This is a genomic window from Nocardioides zhouii, assembly GCF_004137345.1.
GTDB classification, from domain to species: Bacteria; Actinomycetota; Actinomycetes; order Propionibacteriales; family Nocardioidaceae; genus Nocardioides; species Nocardioides zhouii.
This window is the reverse complement of the sequence record NZ_SDWV01000016.1, coordinates 51,427-69,085: the sequence shown is the minus strand read 5'-3', so window position 1 is coordinate 69,085 and position 17,659 is coordinate 51,427. Positions and strand designations below refer to the sequence as shown.

The following is a 17,659-nucleotide window of genomic DNA, read 5'->3' as shown; positions in this document are numbered from 1 at the left end:
TCACAGTCGCAGTACCAGATCCTTCGCGTTTGACGACGAAAGTAATCGCTAGAGAGCCACCTACGATGATCTGCGTCCCTACTGGGGCAGTGAACCGGACCTCAGTGGCGGAGATGACCGAGCGACTCCACCCAGCAGGCGCAGTGTGTTGGCCATTACCGCTGGCCACGCCCGTCGACACCTTCACTGTGACAGTGAGTGCGTCTGTAGCCCCGCCGCCAGTGTTACGCAGAGTCAGATTCCCGGTTATATCGCTGCCACTAAGCGTGTACGGCACCAGGGGATTCGTGCCAGAGCTGGTTGAGAGATTAGCTGCAGAGGACGCGAACGCGGGCGCAGTCGTCGCCACGGCAACGGCAGGCACCGTCCATAGACCCGCCCGGACGAGTTGACGACGGTCCGGCTTGATTCCGGTCACGAGATTTTTCCCCACGTTGCGGTGCACTAACCCGAGAAGGTTGACAGCGACCGTAACTCAGAGATCCGGGTTCCGTGGCATCGTCAGCCGAATTGTCCATACTTTGAGTCGACTTGCGGATGAACTCAAGGTTCGTCCTCCACCCCAGGGGGTGGTTCGAGGCGTGCGGCGCTCGAATAGCCCTCGAGATAGCCCTTGGCCTTCTCGGCCCGGGGATAGCGGTCGACCCAGGCCCAGAACTCCGGCGTGTGGCCCGCCTCGAGCAGGTGGGCGAGCTCGTGCACGAGCACGTAGTCGACCACCCAGGCCGGCATCTTCTGGAGCCGGTCGCTGAGCCGGATCGTCCGGTCGCCCGGCGTGCACGAGCCCCAGCGGGCGTTCTGGTTGGTCACCCAGCGCACCGAGGCCGGCACCGCCAGTCCACCGAGGTAGGTGTCGTTGAGCTTGGCGGCACGGGCCACGAGGTCGTCGTCGGAGCGCAGCTTGCGGCGCTCCTGCCGCTCGATCCGGGCGACCATGTCGGCGACCCACGTGGCCTCGTCGCGCTTGCTCATCGTCGCCGGGATGAGCACGACGATCTGCTCACCGTCGCGGTAGGCCGAGACGGTGCGCCGACGGCGGCGCGATCGGCGTACCTCCACGTCGGGGGTCGGCGAGCTCATGCGCCGAACCTAACTCCCGCCACCCACACCGGGTGCCCGGACGCGCTGGTCAGAGTCGCGCGCCCGCCCACTCCAGCAGCCGGTCGCGCTCCCACGTGGTGACGATCCGTTCCGGGTCGATGCCCGCCTCGGTGGCCCGCGCCGCGCCGTAGTCGAGCATGTCGAGCTGCCCGGGCGCGTGCGCGTCGGAGTCGATGGAGAACAGGCACCCGAGGTCGCGCGCCAGCTCCAGGAGCTTCGTCGGCGGATCGCGGCGCTCGGGTCGCGAGTTGATCTCGACCGCCACGCCTTCCTCCGCGCAGGCCGTGAACACGAGCTTCGCGTCGAACTGGCTCTGCGCGCGTGTGCCGCGGTTGCCCGTCACCAGCCGTCCCGTGCAGTGGCCGAGCACGTTCGTGTGCGGGTTGCGTACGGCTCCGACCATCCGGCGCGTCATCGCGGCTGCGTCCATCTTGAGCTTGGAGTGCACCGACGCCACCCGGACGTCGAGCCGCCCCAGCATCTCCGGCGTCTGGTCGAGCGCACCGTCGTCGAGGATGTCGACCTCGATGCCCTTGAGCAGCGTGAAGGTGCCGCCCAGGTGCTCGTTCACCGCGTCGACGACGCCGAGCTGCCGGGCGAGCCGCTCAGCACTGAGGCCGTTGGCCACCCGCAGCCGCGGGCTGTGGTCGGTCAGGACGAGGTAGTCGTGGCCCAGCTCCATCGCCGTCATCGCCATCTCCTCCAGCGGCGACCCGCCGTCGGACCAGTCGGAGTGGGAGTGCAGGTCACCCCGGAGGCGCGCGCGGAGCTCCTCACCACCAGTGGCGAGCGGGCCGGCGGTCTTCTCGAGCCCGACCAGACGGTCCGGCACCACGCCGTTGCACGCGTCGGTGATCACGGCGGCCGTGCTCGGCCCGATCCCTGCCAGCTCCGTGAGCGTGCCGGCGGCCGCGCGGCGGCGCACCTCGTCGTCGGGCAGCGGCAGGATCGTGCGGGCGGCGTTGCGGAAGGCCTCGATCCGGCGGCTCTCCTCGCGCTGGCGCTCCATCAGGAAGGCGATCCGCCGCAGCGTGGCAACCGGTCCCCGGGCCTCGCCGGACGACGAAACTTCGCTCAACTTTCTCTCCTCCACAGCCGCGCGATCGGCGTACGTGCTGGTCACCCGCACAGTACGACGCCGCGCCGGGCGTGTCGCCCACAGGCCTGTCCCCACTGCCGGGCCGTTGCTCCACCGGTGCGACCGCCGCGTGCACAGGGCCTCCACAGGGCTGTCCACAGGCGGGCACGTCGACCCGTTGACCGGGCGAGCGGCACGCTCGTACGGTGGCGCGCAGAAGGGCCCCACGGCTCCTCGACGTCAGCAGGGGAAGGCAGGCGTCGAAGGCTGCGGGGCCCCTTCTTCTTCGCGGAGGGTCAGCGGCCCTCGAACCGCGCCGGCCGCTTCTCCCGGGCGGCGGCGATGCCCTCCTGGAGGTCGGCGGTCGCCAAGGTCATCGGCTGGGCGAGCGCCTCCCACTGCAGCGCGGACTCGAAGTCGGCGTGCCCGCCGTCGGCGAGCGCGACCTTGGTGAGCCGGCTCGCGATCGGGGCGGTGGCGGCGATGCCGGCGGCGGTGGCCAGCACCTCGTCGAGGAACCCGTCGCCCTCGAGCACCCGGGAGACCAGGCCGAGCCGCAGGGCCTCGTCGGCCTCGACGATGCGGCCGGTGAGCAACAGGTCGCGGGCGTGCGCCGGCCCGACGACGTTGGGCAGCAGCCACGTGCCGGCCATGCCTGCGTGCATGCCGAGCTTGTTGAAGGGCAGGCCGAGCTTGGCACCGCTCGCGGCGTAGCGGATGTCGCAGGCGAGGGCGAGGCAGAGCCCCGCTCCGATGGCGGCTCCGTTGACCGCGGCGATGGTCGGGACCTCGAGGCGTCGGATCGAGAGCCACGCGCGGTAGAACGGCAGCATCCGCCGGCGGAGCTGGTCGACGCTCGCGTCGGGCTCGCTGGCGATCCACGACGTGTTGCCGCCCGAGCAGAAGGCGCTGCCAGATCCCGTCACGACCACCGCGCGCAGCGAGGTGTCGGAGGCGAGCTCGTCGATCGCGGCGACCCACGACGCGGTCATCTCGTCGCTCATCGCGTTGCGCATGTCGGGGTTGTCGAGGGTCAGCAGCACGACCCCCTCGGAGGGGCGTTCGAGGCGCAGGTGGGTGAGGTCGCGGGAGGTGTCGGGCATGCGTCGAGGGTACTGATGGGGCCGACCGCGCGTTCACGCGGTTTCACGCTCAGCGCGTGTGGTGCGTGAGCGTGAGCCACGCGTGGCGTAGGGTCGTCGACGGAGCTCGGGCAGACGCCTGAGATCCCCGGCGGGCTTCCCCTTAGACAACCCCGTCGCGACGACCAAGAACAACAAGCAAGGAGGCCGTCATGGCGGAGACCTGGAGCGGTGAATTCTACTGCGTCAAGTGCAAGGAAAAGCGTGAGGCGGAGGGCGAGATCCGCGTCAACGACAAGGGCACCAAGATGGCCAAGGGCGTCTGCCCGGTCTGCGGTACCAACCTGAACCGCATCCTCGGCAAGGCGTGAGCATCACCCCTTGATCAACTAGCGGCGGCGCCACCCACCCGGGTGGCGCCGCTGCTGCATTTCCCCCGTGTTCTCGCCTGTGGATGGCGCTCCACGGCACCGGTCCTCGTGGCAGCGTCGGAGCCATGCCTCACCCGTGCCCCCGCAGCCCGTACGCCGTGCCGCTGCGCGCCCAGCTCGACTGCCCCGACCCGTGGCGTACGCAGGCACTGGCGGCGCTCGCGGTCGCCGGGATCACCGTCGAGACCTCGGCCCCGGTGGGCATCAGCCTCGCTCCCGGCCGTGCGGTCTCGAGGGCCGTCGACGACTGGAGCGTCGCCTCGCTCCCCCACCTGCTCCTCGGCGTCACGCCGTGGGCGGTCGAGGTGGGTCCGTGGGCCGCGCCCGGCGTCGGTCCGTGCGCGCGGTGCGTAGCGGCGGCTGTCCTGGACGACCGGCCGCGTGACCTGTTGGACCTGCTGCCGCGACCGCTCCTCGCCCTGGCCGCGGGTGCCGCGGCCCGGGACCTGACGGCCTGGATCGCCGGCGACGCGCCGCACACCTGGCTTACCTCGTGGCGCTTCGACCACGAGCCGCTCCCCACGGCACGCCGGTGGGAGCGCCACCCCTACTGCGGGTGCGCCTGGTTCGACACGGCGTGAGGGCGCCTCACCACCACGCGCTGTCGAGCTTGCCCTCCATCGCGCGCAGGTGCGCGCGCGAGCAGGTGTCGCAGAAGGCGCAGTGCCGACCGTTCTCGACCGCCGTGGTCCAGGTCAGTGCCTCGGCCCCGGTGGCGCGGGTGCCGCAGAGGTGGCAGCTGACCGTCTCGTCCTCGTCTACGCCCACCCGGGCGACGCTACTCCTGGGCGTCGGCGGGTCGAGGCAGAAATGACCCACGAGCCGGCACGTCGTCATCGTGACGACGTACCGGCTCGTGGTCTGTGCTCACCCGCGATCAGGGCGAGGGCCTTCTCAGATCGCTCGGGCGAGGGCGAGGCGCGCCTGCTGCGCGGCCAGCTCGGCCTTGCGGCTCATCCGACGGGCCATCACCAGGTGGTGGCCCCGTCGCATTTCGTGCGCCTCTCCCAGGCGCGCGGACATTTGCGCGCGTGCGAGTTCTTCATGCATGAGATTCATGTCGTTGCTTCCATTTCGGTAGGTCTTCATTGAGGTGTGTTCCTTGTGTTTCCTGAGTGGGAGTGAGTACGCGGTGGCGCCTACGCGGCGGCCCCGTCCTTCTGCTTCTGCTCGGCCGCAGCTGCGACCTGCTCGGACTTGCGGGGCCGGCCTCGCGGCCGCTTGCGCGGGATCACCACGCCCTGGAGGAAGAGCTCGCCTCCCCAGACGCCCCACGGCTCACGCCGCTCGAGGGCTCCGTCGAGACAGAGTGCCCGGACCGGACAGGCGAGGCAGAGGGCCTTGGCGTGCTCCACGTCCGCAGGGGACTCGGCAAACCACAGCTCTGCGTCGAAGACGCGGCAGGGCAGCAACTCCTCATCCACTCCGGCAGCTGCGTCGTGCAGGGCTCCCAGCGGAGCCTGGGGCTCCAGCGGGGTCGTGACGGCGGCAGCTCGGTTGCGGTCGAGAACGCTGATGGTCATGTGTATTCACCTCCTCTTCATTGACCTGATCGCGGGTGCATGGACAAACAGAAAGGCCGCGGATCCCGGTGTCGGGTTCCGCGGCCTGGAGGCTGCCGATGTAGGTGTGTCACCTATGTCGACGGACTCCAGGCAGGAGAACCCGGGAAATCGCCCTTGATGCGAACGATGGCGGCGGCGTCGCCCTGGACAGCCATCACGCCGGCGCCGAAGGCGCGGTTGTGCGCGCAGGGGCGGCCGAGGGTGGACATGCCGAAGGACGGCGTCCAAGCCGTCATCGTCTTCGTGTAGTTCTCCATGCTGGCCACCTCCTTCGGGGCGTCGGGCGCGGATCGTTGTCAGGGATCCCATGCGCGTGGGTTGGTGAAGGGAACGCTAGACCCTGCCCCGCGTCAGGGGCAAACGATTTTGTGGGTATTACCGAAAATTGTTCCGGAATCATCCTTCCGGACGATTCGAGGCCCTCAGGCCGAGGCCTCCGCGACCAGCGCGAGCACCTCGTCGCCGTACTTGGTCAGCTTGCTCGGGCCGACCCCGCTGATCGCACGGAGCCCGGTCTCGTCGGCGGGCGCGTGCTCGGCGATCAGCTGGAGCGTCGCGTCGGTGAAGATCACGAACGCCGGGACGCTGTCCTCCGACGCGCGGGCCAGGCGCCACTCGCGCAGTCGCTCGAAGAGCGCCTCGTCGTAGGACGCCGGGCAGTCGGCGCAGCGGCCGATCTTCTTCTGCTTGGCGTTGGCCAGGGGGCTTCCGCACTCGCGGCAGCGCATCGCGGCCCGGTTGCGCTCGCTGCGCTCCCGGCGCTGCGCCGAGACGCCCGGCGCGCCGTCGAGCAACGGGGCCAGGAACGGCGAGGGGCCGCGGTTGCCGCGACCGCCCGGCTCGCGGGCGCTCGCCCACGACACGGTCAGCTCGTCGCGGGCGCGGGTCATGGCGACGTAGAGCAGGCGCCGTTCCTCCTCGATCGCCGCGGGCGTCTGCGCCTGCGAGATCGGCATCATCTTCTCGTGCATGCCGGCGACGAAGACGGCGTCCCACTCCAAGCCCTTGGCGGAGTGGATGGTGGCGATGGTGACCGCGTCGGCGACCGGCGCGTGCTGCTCCCCGGCGCGGCGGTCGAGGTCGTCGACGAAGTCGCCGAGTGACGCGTCGGGTCGCTCGCGGGTGAAGTCGGAGGCGAGGTCGACCAGCGCCTGCAGCGACTCCCAGCGGTTGCGGACCTCTCCCCTGCCCTCGGGCGGCTGGGTGGAGTGGCCCATCTGCGAGAACACCGCAATCACTGCATCGGGCACCGGCCCGGCCCCCTCACCGCTGCGCGCTGCGCCGCGTACGAGGGTGATCGCCTGGCGCACCTCGCCCCGGTCGAAGAACCGCGCCGCACCGCGTACGACGTAGGGCAGGCCGCGCGCCGCGAGCGCCTCCTCGAAGCGCTCGCTCTGCGCGTTGATGCGCAGCAGCACCGCCATCCGGCTTGCCGGGGTCCCCTGCGCGCGCAGCGCGGCCACGCGGTCGGCCACGGCGTCGGCCTCTGCCACCTCGTCGGTCGCCTCGCGGTAGGTGATGCTCGCGCCGGACGGACGCTGGGCCACCAGCGCCACGCCCTGGCTCTCGGTGCCGGCCAGGAGCTGGTTGGCACCGGTGACGACCTCGGGGGTGGAGCGGTAGTTGCGGACCAGCTCGACGCTGGTGGCCGAGGGGAAGCGCTTGCCGAACTCGCGCAGGTAGCGCGCGTCGGCGCCCGCGAAGGAGTAGATCGTCTGGGCCGGGTCACCGACCACGCACAGCTCCTCGCGACCGCCCAGCCACAGATCGAGCAGCGCGTGCTGGAGCGGCGAGACGTCCTGGAACTCGTCGACGACGAACCACTTGTACTGGCGGCGCACCTGGGCGGCCACGGCCTCGTTGTCGGCCAGCAGGCCGGCGCCGAAGAGCAGCACGTCCTCCATGTCCATCCGGCCCTGCTCGCGCTTGACCTCCTCGTAGGCCCCGAAGGCGCGAGCGACCACCTCGGGGTCGAGGCCGGAGACGGCCCTGGCGCGTGACCGGGCGAGGGCGGCGTAGGTGTCGGGCGAGACGTTGCTGACCTTGGCCCACTCGATCTCGCTGGCCAGGTCACGCAGGGTGGCCTGGTCGGTCGCCAGCCGCTGGCGTCGGGCGGCGAGGGCGAGCATCCCGAGCTTGGACTGGGTCAGCTCCGGCAGCTCACGCTGGTGCACCCGCGGCCAGAAGAACCTCAGCTGGCGCAGCGCTGCCGAGTGGAACGTACGGGCCTGCACACCCGGGGCACCCAGTGCGCGCAGCCGCTCACGCATCTCGCCCGCGGCGCGGGTGGTGAAGGACAGCGCCAGCACCTCGGTCGGCGCGTAGACGCCGGTCGCGACCCCGTGGGCGATCCGGTGGGTGACGGCCCGGGTCTTGCCCGTCCCGGCCCCGGCGAGCACCCGCACGGGACCGCGCAGGGCCTCGGCGACCTGTCGCTGCTCGGGGTCGAGCGCTTCGAGCAACGTCGGCTCCTGGCGGGGGTGGGTGGACGAACGCGCCAACCCTATGCGCCGGGGCCGACAGCCGGCCGACCGCTCTCCACAGCCCGATCAGAACGACTGCGACCCGAACCGCATGATCGCGACGAACAGCGCGAGCCCGCCCAGGACCACGTTGACGCCGATCATCGAGAACTCCTTGCGGCGGGCGTGGGTGGCCGCTGCGAGCACCATCGTGAGGGCGAGCCCGCTCGCGGCGAGGGGCGTGAGCACGGGGGCGATGTCGAGTGCGGCGGGCATGACCAGGCCGATCGCACCGAGGATCTCGACGACACCGATGAGCTTCACGGTCCGCTCGGAGAAGTCCTCGACCCAGTCCATGTTCTCGGCGAGCTTGGCCTTGGGCGTGGTGGCCTTCATGAAGCCGGCCGCGCCGAACGCGACGGCGAGGACGATGGCGATGATCCACAGGGTGATGTTCATGGGGGTCTCCTTCAGAGAACTTGAGGCGTCAATAACTCTCAGGAGAAGAACTTGATGCATCAAGTTATTCCGCTAGCCTCGATCGCGTGACCACCGAGGAGCCCCGCTGGCTGAGCGACGACGAGCTCGCGGGCTGGATGGCGGCCGCGGCGCTGCTGATCAAGCTGCCCGGCGCCCTCGACGCGCAGCTCCAGTCGGAGCAGGGGCTCACCTTCTTCGAGTACATGGTCCTGGCGGTGCTCTCCGAGCGGGACGACCGCACCCTCCAGATGAGCGACATCGCCGCGGCCACCTCCTCCTCGCTCTCGCGCCTGTCCCACGTCGTCAAGCGGCTGGAGGCCCAGGGCCTGCTCCGCCGCGAGCGCATCCCCGGCGCCGGACGGCGTACGAACGCGGTGCTCACCGACGCCGGCTGGGTGAAGGTCGTCGCGGCCGCTCCCGGCCACGTGGCGCGGGTCCGACACCTGCTGGTCGACGCCGTGGCGGCCGACGACCTCGCGGCACTGCGCCGGATCAGCGAGACAGTGATCGAGCGCATCGACCCCGGCCGGTCCTGCTAGGGAATGCTCGCGGGCGCAGCATCGTTGGACCGGACATGTCCGACAACCAGTTCACGATGTTCACCACGCCCTGGTGCGGCTACTGCCACCGCCTCAAGAGCCAGCTCGACCGCGAGGGCATCACCTTCGACATCGTCGACATCGAGCAGCAGCCGGATGCGGCATTCACGGTGGAGCAGGCCAACGGCGGCAACCAGACCGTGCCGACCCTCCTGTTCACCGACGGCAGCACCCTGACGAACCCCTCCGTGGCCCAGATCAAGGAGAAGCTGGCGACGCTTTCGTGAGGCTGGCCGGACCGTGTCGGACCGTCGGGGTTAGCCTGCTGTCGTGTCCCTGCTGAACTCGATCGACCGTCCTCACGTCCTCACCGCCATCGAGACCTGGGACGCGGCGGGCGGGGGCAACTACATGCTCGTGCGCGGAGGCGTCTCCACCCACGTCCTGCTGCACCACGGCCGGGAGTACGACGCCGCCGCGATCGCCGGGATCGCCCACGGCCTCGCCACGGGCCGCACGCTGACCGCCGCCGACATCCCGGGTGGTTCGGCCGCGGCGAGCAAGGCGCTCGTCCGCCTCGGCTTCGACATCCGTGACGACTCCCCGCCCGTCGCCGAGCGCGTGCCCGGCACCCGGTCGACCACGCCCCGTACGCCTCGCGCCACTACGACGCGCGCCACCACGACGAGCCGCCCCCGAGTCGCGGCGAGCGACCGGATCGTCGACAAGCTGTGCCCGCACTGCTTCATCGCGATGCCCGCCACGGGCATCTGCGACCAGTGCGACTGACCTGAGGGTCAGTCCCAGCCGGGACCCTCGAGCGGACGGCCGAACCAGCTCTCGATGAGCGACGACGAGATCGAGACGCCGCGTGGCACCACGAGCTCGCCCGACTGCGCCGCGGCCTCGAGCTCGGTGCGGGTCCACCACCTCGCTTCCTCGATCTCGGCCCCGTCCACGTCGATCTCGGTGCTGAGGGCGCGGCCCGTGAAGCCGAGCATCAGGCTCGCCGGCAGCGGCCACGGCTGGCTGCCGAAGTAGGCCACCTCGCCGACCCGGACGCCGACCTCCTCGTCGACCTCACGGCGTACGGCGTCCTCGAGCGTCTCCCCCGGCTCGCAGAACCCGGCGAGCGTGGACCAGCGTCCCGGCGGCCAGCTGCGGTTGCGGCCGAGCAGGATCGCCTCGTCGTCGCCGTCGCCGTGCGTGATCGCCATGATCACGGCGGGGTCGGTGCGGGGGAACTGGGCGCGGTCGCACTGCGTGCACCGCAGCTCGTGGCCGGCCGCGCGGCTGACGAGGTCGCCGCCGCAGCGGGGACAGAAGCGGGTCGCGTGGTGCCACTCGGCCAGGCCGATCGCGTGCATGAGCAGCGGGGCCTGGTCGGGGTCGTGCTCGGCCAGCGCCGTCAGCACGGCCCGCAGCGGCACCCACTCCTCGGGGTCGCCGGGCGCGTCGTCAGGCCCGACGATCACCGCGAGGTGCACGACGCCGTCCCGCTCGCCCAGCAGGACGCGGGTGCCGTCCGGCGCGCGATCAGGGGTCACCCACTCGACCGACCCGTCCGCGAGCCGGAGCCGGTTACCGGCCACGACCAGCACCCGCGTCGCCGGTTCGGACATCCGCTCGTCGAGCCACGCCTCGTCGGTGCGGCGCAGGCCGATCCGGTTGTGGGCGTGGGCGGAGAGCGCGGCGTGCGGGAGGGGGCGTACGGAGGTCACGTTTTCCCACGGTAGTCGGTAGCGTGCGCGGGGTGAGCACGCACATCGGCGCCCGGCCCGGCGACATCGCACCCACCGTCCTGCTGCCCGGCGATCCGCTGCGGGCGAAGTGGATCGCGGAGACCTTCCTCGACGACGCCCGCTGCTACAGCGAGGTCCGCGGGATGTACGGCTTCACCGGCACGTGGCGCGGCCAGCCGGTCTCCGTACAGGGCTCCGGCATGGGCCAGCCGTCGATGGCGATCTACGTCAACGAGCTGTTCCGGGACTACGACGTGCAATCGATCGTCCGCGTCGGCTCGTGCGGCGCGGTGACCGACGAGGTCGGGATCCGCGACGTCATCATCGCCTCGGGCGCCTGCACCGACTCCTCGATGAACCGGATCGCCTTCCACGGCCTCGACTACGCGCCCGTCGCCGACTTCGGCCTGCTGCGCGGAGCGGTCGAGGCCGCCGAGGCGCGCGAGGGCGGCTCGCCCTTCCACGTCGGGCTGATCTTCTCCAGCGACTCGTTCTACGCCGCCCGCCCCGAGCTGCTCGGCGAGATGGTGAAGTACGGCGTGCTCGGCGTCGAGATGGAGGCCAGCGGGCTCTACACCCTCGCCGCGAAGTACGGCCGCAAGGCCCTCGCGATCTGCACTGTCTCCGACCACATCGTCACCGGCGAGGAGACCACCTCGCAGGAGCGCGAGCAGACCTTCGGCGAGATGGTCGAGATCGCGCTCACGGCCGCCCTGGCCTGACGTACGGACCTCAGAGCTCGAGGAGCTGCTCCAGGCCGGCGCGGTCGGGGAGGTCGGGCGGCTCGACGGTGCGGCCGGACCTCACGTAGTGGAACGCAGCCCGCACCTGCTCGAGCGGGGTGCCGGTGAGCTCCGACCAAGCGAGGCGGTAGAGCGCGAGCTGGAGTGGGTCGGAGGTCTCGTGGCGGCTGGTCTTCCAGTCGACGACGAGGAACCCGCCGTCCGGTTCGGCGTACACCGCGTCGATGCGGCCGCGGACGACCTGGCCGGCGAGCACCAGGGCGAAGGGCGCCTCGACGGCGTGCGGGGCGCGGTCGGCGAACGGTCCGGCCTCGAAGGCGTCCTGCAGGATCTGGAGGTCGGCATCGTCCTCGATGCCCGAGTCGTAGCGGCCGGGCAGGTCGTCGGGATCGAGCAGCAGCTGCTGCTGGCCGAGTCGGCCTTCCACCCAGGCGTGGAAGCGTGTGCCGAACCTCGCCTGCGACGCAGGAGGTCGGGGCATCGGGCGTACGAGGTCGCGGGCGAACTCGTCGGGCTGGTCGCGCAGCCGGGCGAGAGCCGTCGCCGAGAGGCTGCTCGGCAGCGGAACGCGGCGGTCACCGTCCTCGCCGCGGGAGGCCTCGGCGACCAGACGATCGATCTCGCGGTCCCACGCCTCGATCCGCTCCTGGACGAGGAGGTCGTCGACGGGGGCGGGCTGCCACGGCCCCCACCGTACGGCGGCCAGGACCCGGGCGGCCTCGTGCCGGCGCTCGACCTCCGGCGTGTGGTGCGAGATGGGCCAGGGCAGGTCGGCGACGACAGCTGCGTAGGGGTTGGCGTCTCCCCGCTGCGGGCAGTCCTGCCATCGCTCGGGGACCTCGCCCCACGACTCGACCGCCTCGCGGGTGGCGCGGGCGTAGGCAGACGGGCCGGTCCCCGTCTTGCGGTGCGGTGCGAAGCACCACGCCGAGACGAAGAGCCGGTGCTTGGCGCGGGTCCAGGCGACGTAGGCGAGCCGGAGCTCCTCCACGGCGTCACGCGCCTTGGTCTCCTTCTTGAACGACTCGATGTCGTCAGGCGTGTAGCCCCTCAATGGAGCCAGGTCCTGGCTGTCGCCCCGCAGCGCCACCGGCAGGACGTGCGGGACGGTGACCGACGTCGAGCGTCCCTGGGTGGTCGGGAACTTCTCCTCACAGACGCCCACCAGGAACACCGTGTGCCACTCGAGGCCCTTCGCCCGGTGGACGGTCAGGAGCTTGACGGAGTCGGCCTCGCTGGGCGTCGCCACGTCGAGCCCCTGCCCGAACTCGTCCTCGGCCTCGAGCCACGCGAGGAGGGCGGCCAGGGTGATCTGGCCGTCGAGACCCTGGAACTCCGAGACGGCCTGGACGAAGAGGTCGAGGTTGTCGCGACGCGCAGCGGCCGCCGGCGAGCTCGACGAGGCGAGCTCGACGTCGATCCCCGTCACGTCGATGATGCGCCGGACGAGATCGAGGAGGGGCTCGCCCGCCGCCTGGCGCAGCCTCCGCAGCTCGTCGGACAGCAGCGTGAACCGCTCGCGCGCCTCGGGGCTGTAGTCGAGGTCGCCCGGGTCGGCGAGGGCGTCGGAGAGCGACGCGATCTCGGTGGGGTCGGCACCGTCGACGGCACCGAGCAGCTCGGTCTCCAGCGGCACCTCCGCGCCGTCAGACCCGTGCCTGCCGGCGATGTCGCGCGAGCGTCGGCCCAGGAGGGCGAGGTCGCGCGGCCCGACGGCCCAGCGGGCGCCGCTCAGGACGGTCAGCAGGTCGGCGTTGGCGGTGACGTCGCCGATGAGCGTGAGCATCGCGACGACCTCGGCCACCTCGGGCAGCCGGAGCAGCCCCTTCAGACCGACGATCTCGACGGGGATCTCGTGCTCGCTCAGCCGGTCGAAGACCGCCGCGGCGTGCGAGTTGTCGCGGGTGAGCACGCCGATGCCACGCCAGGCGGGCTCGTCCATCGTCGCGTGCGATCGGCGTACGCGGTCGGCGAGCCAGTCGAGCTCGTCGTCCCACGTCGCGTGGACGGTCACACCGACCTCGCCCGGGCCTGCATCGTCTGCCGGGACGAGACGTCCGGAGTCCGGCGTGGTGTCGTAGAGGGTGGCCGCGAGGTGGTTCGCGGTCTCGAGGATGCGGCGGTCGGAGCGACGGTTGACCGCCAGCGTGAAGCGCCGGGCGCGCCCCTCGCGGGCGGGGAAGTCCTTGTCGAAGTCGAGGATGTTGGAGACCGAGGCACCGCGCCAGCCGTAGATCGCCTGGTTGGGGTCACCGACCGCCGTCACGGCATGTCCCCGACCGTGCTCCGCGTCGGTGCCGGAGAAGAGGCGGCTCAACATCATCGCCTGGGCGACAGAGGTGTCCTGGTACTCGTCCAACAGCACGACCTTGAACTTGTCGCGCTCGGCCTCGCCCACCTCGGGGCACTCCTGGGCCAACCGCGCGGCAAGGGCGATCTGGTCCGAGAAGTCGACGAGTCCGAGCTGCGACTTGAGCGACCTGTAGCCGTCGATGAGCTCGAGCAGCTCCGCGCGACGGTCAATGGCGCTGATGGCCTTGAGGTTGCGGTCGAGATAGGTCTTGCGTGACTCCCCCACCATCCCCTCTTCGAAGCGCGCGCGATCAGCCGCGTCGTGGGCGCGCAGCACATCAGGGTCGACGAGGTGCTCGCTGAGCTGGCCGTCGAGCGCCAACAGTCCTGCGATCGCGTGGGGCGGGGAGTCGGTGAGGTGCTCGACGGGCCGTACGTGGCGCTGCACGGCACGCCCCGCGAGCTGGTAGCGGAGGGCGTCGGCGATGAGCCGGGAGTCGGGCTCGTGCCCGATGCGGAGACCGTGCTCGGCGAGGAGGTTCGCTGCGTAGGAGTGATAGGTCGAGACGGTCGGCTCATCGGCCTCGTCCGGTTCCTCCGCGTCGACCGCGCGCTGACGATCGGGGTCGATGAGGCGTGCCCGGGCGAGGTTGTCCCGGATTCGCGTGGCGAGCTCGGCCGTCGCCTTGGTGGTGAAGGTGAGGCCCAGGATCTCGTGGGGGGCGACACGTCCGGTCGCGATCAGCCAGACGACCCGGGCCGCCATGACCGTGGTCTTGCCGGAGCCGGCGCCGGCGATGATCACGGCCGGCTCGAGGGGCGCGGTGATGGCCTGGAACTGCTCGTCGCTGAAGACGAAGTCGGCGTCCATCACCTCGCGGAGCTGCTCGGGCGTGGTGATGTCGACGGGGGGCGGGGCGAGGGTGGTCATGACAGCACCGATCCGGAGGCCTTGGTGGGGCAGACGGCGTGGAACGGACACCGCTCGCAGTGGGGTCCGGGGCGCGCCACGAAGTCCTCGCTCCGGACCACCTCTGCCGCCTGCATGAGCTGGCGCTCGATGGTCAGGAGGCCGTCGGCGTCCGCGACCTGCGGTGCCTGCTGCTGCACCTTGGGAAGGTCGCTGCCCGCGCGCAGCTGCACCAGCGCGGCACCGGATGCCCGGGTCGGGCCGCCGAGGAGCTCGTCGACGGCGCCTGCGTTGACGGCGTACTGGTAGAGACCGAGCTGCGGGTTGTCGGGAAGCGACTTGTCAGTCGGGAGGTACTTGCCGGTCTTGAGGTCGATCACCACGACCTTGCCGTCGTCGTCGACCTCGAGGCGGTCGGCACGGCCGTTGAGCAGCACCCGCTGCCCGTCGGGGAGGCTCACCTCGGCGCGGAACGAGACCTCGGTCTCGACCCGGGTCGACGCCCCGGGTCGCCGGTGCCAGGCCAGGAAACGACTCAGGGCCGCGTGCAGCGCCACGCGTTCGCGGGACCGCGACCACGGCGTACGGAACGCGAGGCGGTCCCACACGTGGTCCACGTGCGCCATGAGGTCGTCCACCGCGGCGGCGACGTCTCCGTGCTGGGCGATCTCCCCGCGCGCCACCCGGTCGGCGAGGGCGTGCACGAGGTTGCCGAAGCCCTGGCTGGCCGAGCTGGTCTGCTCGCCACCGGCCTCGCGGGCGAGGAACCACTGGGCCGGACAGGTCAGCAGCCCGTCGAGGGCGCTCGCGGACAACGCCACCGGGGTTGCGTCCGGTCGCACCGGGCGGTCGGATCGCGAGAGGGCACGCATCCCCCACCAGGTGCTCGGGTCGGCGGCAGGTACGACCGGACGACCGTGCGCCTCCGTGTCGGCCAGGCGTACGAGGCGTTCGGCCGCCGCGTCGCGGAGGGCAGGCGCCGCCCCCGGGTCGCCGAGCACCTTGCGCAGGTCCGCGACCAGCCCCACGAGGGACAGTGGCCGCTGCGGTCGGCCGACCGCGTGGATCGGCTGGTGGCCCAGCTCGGCGAGGAAGCGGGACGGCTGCTCGCCGTCGTCGTCGGGAGACTTCTCGGCGGTGACGACCAGGCGCTGGCGAGCCCGCGTGCAGGCGACGTAGAACAACCGTCGCTCCTCCGCCAGCATCGCCGACCGGGTCACCTCGGGCAGGAGACCGTCACGAGAGATCCGGTCGGCGCCAAGCAGGCTGCCGCGTCGCCTGAGGTCCGGCCACCCGCCCTCCTGCACGTGGGTGACGACGACCAGGCGCCACTCGAGGCCCTTGGCGCGGTGGGCGGTGAGGAGTCGCACCGACTCGCCGCGTACGCCGTGGTCGGCGAGGGTGTCCCCCGGGATCTGCTGGGCGCGCAGCATGTGGAGGAACTCCGCGACCGACGACCGACGGATGCGTTCCTCGGCGCGCGCGGCCGTCTCGAACAGCGCACACACGGCGTCGAGGTCGCGATGGGCAAGCCTGGCCCCGTGTCCACCACGCTCGGTCAGGGAGCGCAGCCGCGCTCCCCATTCGGTGCCGGACCACAGTGCCCAGAGCACGTCCTCGACGGTCCCGCCCGACTCGTCGACCTCAGCGGCAGAAGCGAGCAGGCGCGCGAGGCGACGAGCCTTGTCGACACCGGCGACGACCTCGACCTCGTCGAGGTAGGTGGGATCCAGCACGGCACGCCGGACCAGCTGGGGAGACGATGCGCCGGTGTCGTCGTTCGCCCGGAGTCCGCGCGCCAGGCCCCGCAGGTCGGTCGCGTCGAGGCCGCCGAGCGGTGACACGAGCAGCGCCTCCACCCGCTCGGGCGTCACGAAGTCGGGGTCCTGGGGGTCGTCGACCTCCCGGTCCACCACGAGCCGGAGCGCATCGAGCAGGGGCACGACCGCGGGTTCGCGGACGAGTGGAACCTCGTCGCGGGCGACCTCGACGGGTATCCCGGCCGCGACCAGCGCCCGCCGCAGCGGCGGTACGGATGCGCGACCCGACCGCACCAGGACGGCCATCTCCCCCCACGGCACGTCGTCCTCGAGGTGGGCACGCCGGAGCAGGTCGGCGACGTGCTCGACCTCGGCGCGCTGGGTGTCGAAGGTGAGCACGTCGACGCGGCCGGGACCCCACTCGGTGCCGGCCGGCTCGGGGGCGCGGAACCGCTCGAACGCCTCGACAGGGATCGAGCCGCTGACCGCGATCCGGCCCGCCACCCGCCGGGAGACGGCGAGGAGCCGGGAGCCGAAACGGCGTGTGGTGCCGAGCGCGACGACCTCGGCGGGGCGACCGTCGGCCCGGGGGAACTCGCGGGGGAAGTCGAGGATGCCGCGCACCTCGGCGCCCCGGAAACCGTAGATGGACTGGTCGGGGTCGCCGACCACGGTGAGGTTGCGCCCGTCGCCGCAGATCTGGTGGAGGAGCTCGACCTGGCTGGGATCGGTGTCCTGGTACTCGTCGACGAAGACGTGGCCGAACTCGGCCCGCAGCTCGTCGCGGTGTCTGGTCGCCTCGATCACTGCCCGCGCGATCAGGTCGGGGTAGTCGATCGCGCTCTGTGCGGCCATCACGTCGAGGAACTGCTCCATGAAGTGGCCGGCGGCCTCGAACACCGGGAGGCCCTCCGCGCGGCCCAGCTCTACGAGGTCCTGTGGGTCGAGGCCCCGCTCGCGTGCGCGGGCGAGGACGTCCTGGACCTCGCGGGCGAAACCGCGGGTGCCCACGGCCGCTCGCAGGCCGTCAGGCCACACGACCGACTCCGGCGCCGTGGTCAACAGCTCGGACAGCACGACGTCCTGCTCGGGCGCCGACAGCAGTCGCAGCGGCGCGGCGTAGAGCTCGGTGGGCGCGTAGCGCCGCACCAGCGAATAGGCGAAGGAGTGGAAGGTGCTGCAGGTGATCGCCGTCGTGGTGGCGCCCATGCGCGCGGTGACCCGGTCACGCATCTGCTCCGCGGCCTTGCGCGAGAAGGTGAGCGCGAGGACGCCGCCACCGTGGTGGGCGCGGTCGACGATCGCCTCGACGAGGGTCGTCGTCTTGCCGGTGCCGGGTCCGGCGAGCACGAGGAGCGGACCGCCCTCGTGGTCGACCACGCGCTGCTGGTGCTCGTCGAGCTCGGGCACCACGACCTCGCGGTCGGGGGCCACCAGCCGGTAGCGCGTCGTCGTACTCACAGGGTCACCCCAT

General features: G+C 71.5%; 18 protein-coding genes. 6 read left to right on the top strand and 12 right to left on the bottom strand.

What is annotated here, in order from left to right; translation table 11 throughout:
* Positions 1 to 543: 543 nt before the first annotated feature.
* From EUA94_RS15370 to EUA94_RS15360, 3 genes are all read right to left on the bottom strand, one after another.
* Positions 544 to 1,080 carry a M48 metallopeptidase family protein gene (locus EUA94_RS15370; protein WP_129427763.1) on the bottom strand — a complete coding sequence of 179 codons (537 nt, stop codon included), beginning with the start codon at positions 1,078 to 1,080 and terminating at the stop codon, positions 544 to 546.
* Positions 1,081 to 1,129: 49 nt separating this feature from the next.
* On the bottom strand, positions 1,130 to 2,179 hold the full coding sequence (locus EUA94_RS15365; protein ID WP_242494909.1) for a PHP domain-containing protein: 1,050 nt from the start codon (positions 2,177 to 2,179) through the stop codon (positions 1,130 to 1,132).
* A 296-nt stretch (positions 2,180 to 2,475) separates the two neighbouring features.
* Positions 2,476 to 3,282: an enoyl-CoA hydratase/isomerase family protein gene (locus EUA94_RS15360; protein ID WP_129427762.1), complete on the bottom strand. Its 807-nt coding sequence runs from the start codon at positions 3,280 to 3,282 to the stop codon at positions 2,476 to 2,478.
* 191 nt (positions 3,283 to 3,473) lie between these two features.
* Here EUA94_RS15360 and EUA94_RS22185 point away from each other — a divergent pair, with 191 nt between their 5' ends.
* Positions 3,474 to 3,632 (top strand): DUF5679 domain-containing protein, encoded by a 159-nt coding sequence (locus tag EUA94_RS22185; protein WP_165356914.1) that lies wholly within the window; start codon positions 3,474 to 3,476, stop codon positions 3,630 to 3,632.
* A gap of 125 nt (positions 3,633 to 3,757) precedes the next feature.
* The gene (locus EUA94_RS15355) at positions 3,758 to 4,273 is read left to right on the top strand and encodes a hypothetical protein (protein ID WP_129427761.1); all 516 of its coding nucleotides are present in this window, start codon (positions 3,758 to 3,760) and stop codon (positions 4,271 to 4,273) included.
* A gap of 7 nt (positions 4,274 to 4,280) precedes the next feature.
* Here EUA94_RS15355 and EUA94_RS15350 read toward each other — a convergent pair whose 3' ends face one another.
* The 6 genes from EUA94_RS15350 to EUA94_RS15325 all read right to left on the bottom strand — a co-directional run bounded on the left by EUA94_RS15350 (position 4,281) and on the right by EUA94_RS15325 (position 8,178).
* The gene (locus EUA94_RS15350) at positions 4,281 to 4,460 is read right to left on the bottom strand and encodes a hypothetical protein (RefSeq protein ID WP_129427760.1); all 180 of its coding nucleotides are present in this window, start codon (positions 4,458 to 4,460) and stop codon (positions 4,281 to 4,283) included.
* Positions 4,461 to 4,586: 126 nt separating this feature from the next.
* Positions 4,587 to 4,781, bottom strand: a complete 195-nt coding sequence (locus EUA94_RS15345) for a hypothetical protein (protein WP_129427759.1) — start codon at positions 4,779 to 4,781, stop codon at positions 4,587 to 4,589.
* A gap of 50 nt (positions 4,782 to 4,831) precedes the next feature.
* Positions 4,832 to 5,215 (bottom strand): WhiB family transcriptional regulator, encoded by a 384-nt coding sequence (locus tag EUA94_RS15340; protein ID WP_129427758.1) that lies wholly within the window; start codon positions 5,213 to 5,215, stop codon positions 4,832 to 4,834.
* Between the two features lie 113 nt (positions 5,216 to 5,328).
* The gene (locus tag EUA94_RS15335; protein ID WP_129427757.1) at positions 5,329 to 5,514 is read right to left on the bottom strand and encodes a hypothetical protein; all 186 of its coding nucleotides are present in this window, start codon (positions 5,512 to 5,514) and stop codon (positions 5,329 to 5,331) included.
* A 165-nt stretch (positions 5,515 to 5,679) separates the two neighbouring features.
* On the bottom strand, positions 5,680 to 7,719 hold the full coding sequence (locus EUA94_RS15330; protein WP_340640863.1) for an ATP-dependent DNA helicase UvrD2: 2,040 nt from the start codon (positions 7,717 to 7,719) through the stop codon (positions 5,680 to 5,682).
* Between the two features lie 87 nt (positions 7,720 to 7,806).
* The gene (locus tag EUA94_RS15325; protein ID WP_129427755.1) at positions 7,807 to 8,178 is read right to left on the bottom strand and encodes a DoxX family protein; all 372 of its coding nucleotides are present in this window, start codon (positions 8,176 to 8,178) and stop codon (positions 7,807 to 7,809) included.
* Between the two features lie 86 nt (positions 8,179 to 8,264).
* Here EUA94_RS15325 and EUA94_RS15320 point away from each other — a divergent pair, with 86 nt between their 5' ends.
* Genes EUA94_RS15320 through EUA94_RS15310 form a run of 3 tightly spaced genes read left to right on the top strand, consistent with a single transcriptional unit; the run spans position 8,265 to position 9,527 of the window.
* On the top strand, positions 8,265 to 8,738 hold the full coding sequence (locus EUA94_RS15320; RefSeq protein ID WP_242494908.1) for a MarR family winged helix-turn-helix transcriptional regulator: 474 nt from the start codon (positions 8,265 to 8,267) through the stop codon (positions 8,736 to 8,738).
* Positions 8,739 to 8,773: 35 nt separating this feature from the next.
* Positions 8,774 to 9,025: a mycoredoxin gene (locus EUA94_RS15315; protein ID WP_129427754.1), complete on the top strand. Its 252-nt coding sequence runs from the start codon at positions 8,774 to 8,776 to the stop codon at positions 9,023 to 9,025.
* 43 nt (positions 9,026 to 9,068) lie between these two features.
* The gene (locus tag EUA94_RS15310; protein ID WP_129427753.1) at positions 9,069 to 9,527 is read left to right on the top strand and encodes a ScoMcrA-related endonuclease; all 459 of its coding nucleotides are present in this window, start codon (positions 9,069 to 9,071) and stop codon (positions 9,525 to 9,527) included.
* An 8-nt stretch (positions 9,528 to 9,535) separates the two neighbouring features.
* Here the strand turns inward: EUA94_RS15310 and nudC are convergent, their stop codons facing one another.
* Positions 9,536 to 10,459: an NAD(+) diphosphatase gene (gene nudC / locus EUA94_RS15305; RefSeq protein WP_242494907.1), complete on the bottom strand. Its 924-nt coding sequence runs from the start codon at positions 10,457 to 10,459 to the stop codon at positions 9,536 to 9,538.
* A gap of 32 nt (positions 10,460 to 10,491) precedes the next feature.
* Here nudC and deoD point away from each other — a divergent pair, with 32 nt between their 5' ends.
* Complete coding sequence (gene deoD, locus EUA94_RS15300; RefSeq protein WP_129427752.1) at positions 10,492 to 11,202, top strand: purine-nucleoside phosphorylase; 711 nt, start codon at positions 10,492 to 10,494, stop codon at positions 11,200 to 11,202.
* A gap of 10 nt (positions 11,203 to 11,212) precedes the next feature.
* On the opposite strand, the gene EUA94_RS15295 is transcribed toward deoD, so the two are convergent.
* The gene (locus EUA94_RS15295; protein WP_129427751.1) at positions 11,213 to 14,446 is read right to left on the bottom strand and encodes an ATP-dependent helicase; all 3,234 of its coding nucleotides are present in this window, start codon (positions 14,444 to 14,446) and stop codon (positions 11,213 to 11,215) included.
* On the bottom strand, positions 14,443 to 17,646 hold the full coding sequence (locus tag EUA94_RS15290) for an ATP-dependent helicase (RefSeq protein ID WP_242494906.1): 3,204 nt from the start codon (positions 17,644 to 17,646) through the stop codon (positions 14,443 to 14,445). The genes EUA94_RS15295 and EUA94_RS15290 overlap by 4 nt, the downstream gene beginning before the upstream one ends.
* Between the last annotated feature and the right edge of the window lie 13 nt (positions 17,647 to 17,659).

Bases quoted from the DNA above. Each gene is read 5' to 3' on its own strand.
- EUA94_RS15360 (WP_129427762.1), bottom strand. From the start codon at position 3,282: ATGCCCGACACCTCCCGCGACCTCACCCACCTGCGCCTCGAACGCCCC.
- EUA94_RS15315 (WP_129427754.1), top strand. From the start codon at position 8,774: ATGTCCGACAACCAGTTCACGATGTTCACCACGCCCTGGTGCGGCTAC.
- EUA94_RS22185 (WP_165356914.1), top strand. From the start codon at position 3,474: ATGGCGGAGACCTGGAGCGGTGAATTCTACTGCGTCAAGTGCAAGGAA.
- EUA94_RS15340 (WP_129427758.1), bottom strand. From the start codon at position 5,215: ATGACCATCAGCGTTCTCGACCGCAACCGAGCTGCCGCCGTCACGACC.
- EUA94_RS15345 (WP_129427759.1), bottom strand. From the start codon at position 4,781: ATGAAGACCTACCGAAATGGAAGCAACGACATGAATCTCATGCATGAA.
- EUA94_RS15325 (WP_129427755.1), bottom strand. From the start codon at position 8,178: ATGAACATCACCCTGTGGATCATCGCCATCGTCCTCGCCGTCGCGTTC.
- EUA94_RS15355 (WP_129427761.1), top strand. From the start codon at position 3,758: ATGCCTCACCCGTGCCCCCGCAGCCCGTACGCCGTGCCGCTGCGCGCC.
- EUA94_RS15335 (WP_129427757.1), bottom strand. From the start codon at position 5,514: ATGGAGAACTACACGAAGACGATGACGGCTTGGACGCCGTCCTTCGGC.
- EUA94_RS15370 (WP_129427763.1), bottom strand. From the start codon at position 1,080: ATGAGCTCGCCGACCCCCGACGTGGAGGTACGCCGATCGCGCCGCCGT.
- EUA94_RS15295 (WP_129427751.1), bottom strand. From the start codon at position 14,446: ATGACCACCCTCGCCCCGCCCCCCGTCGACATCACCACGCCCGAGCAG.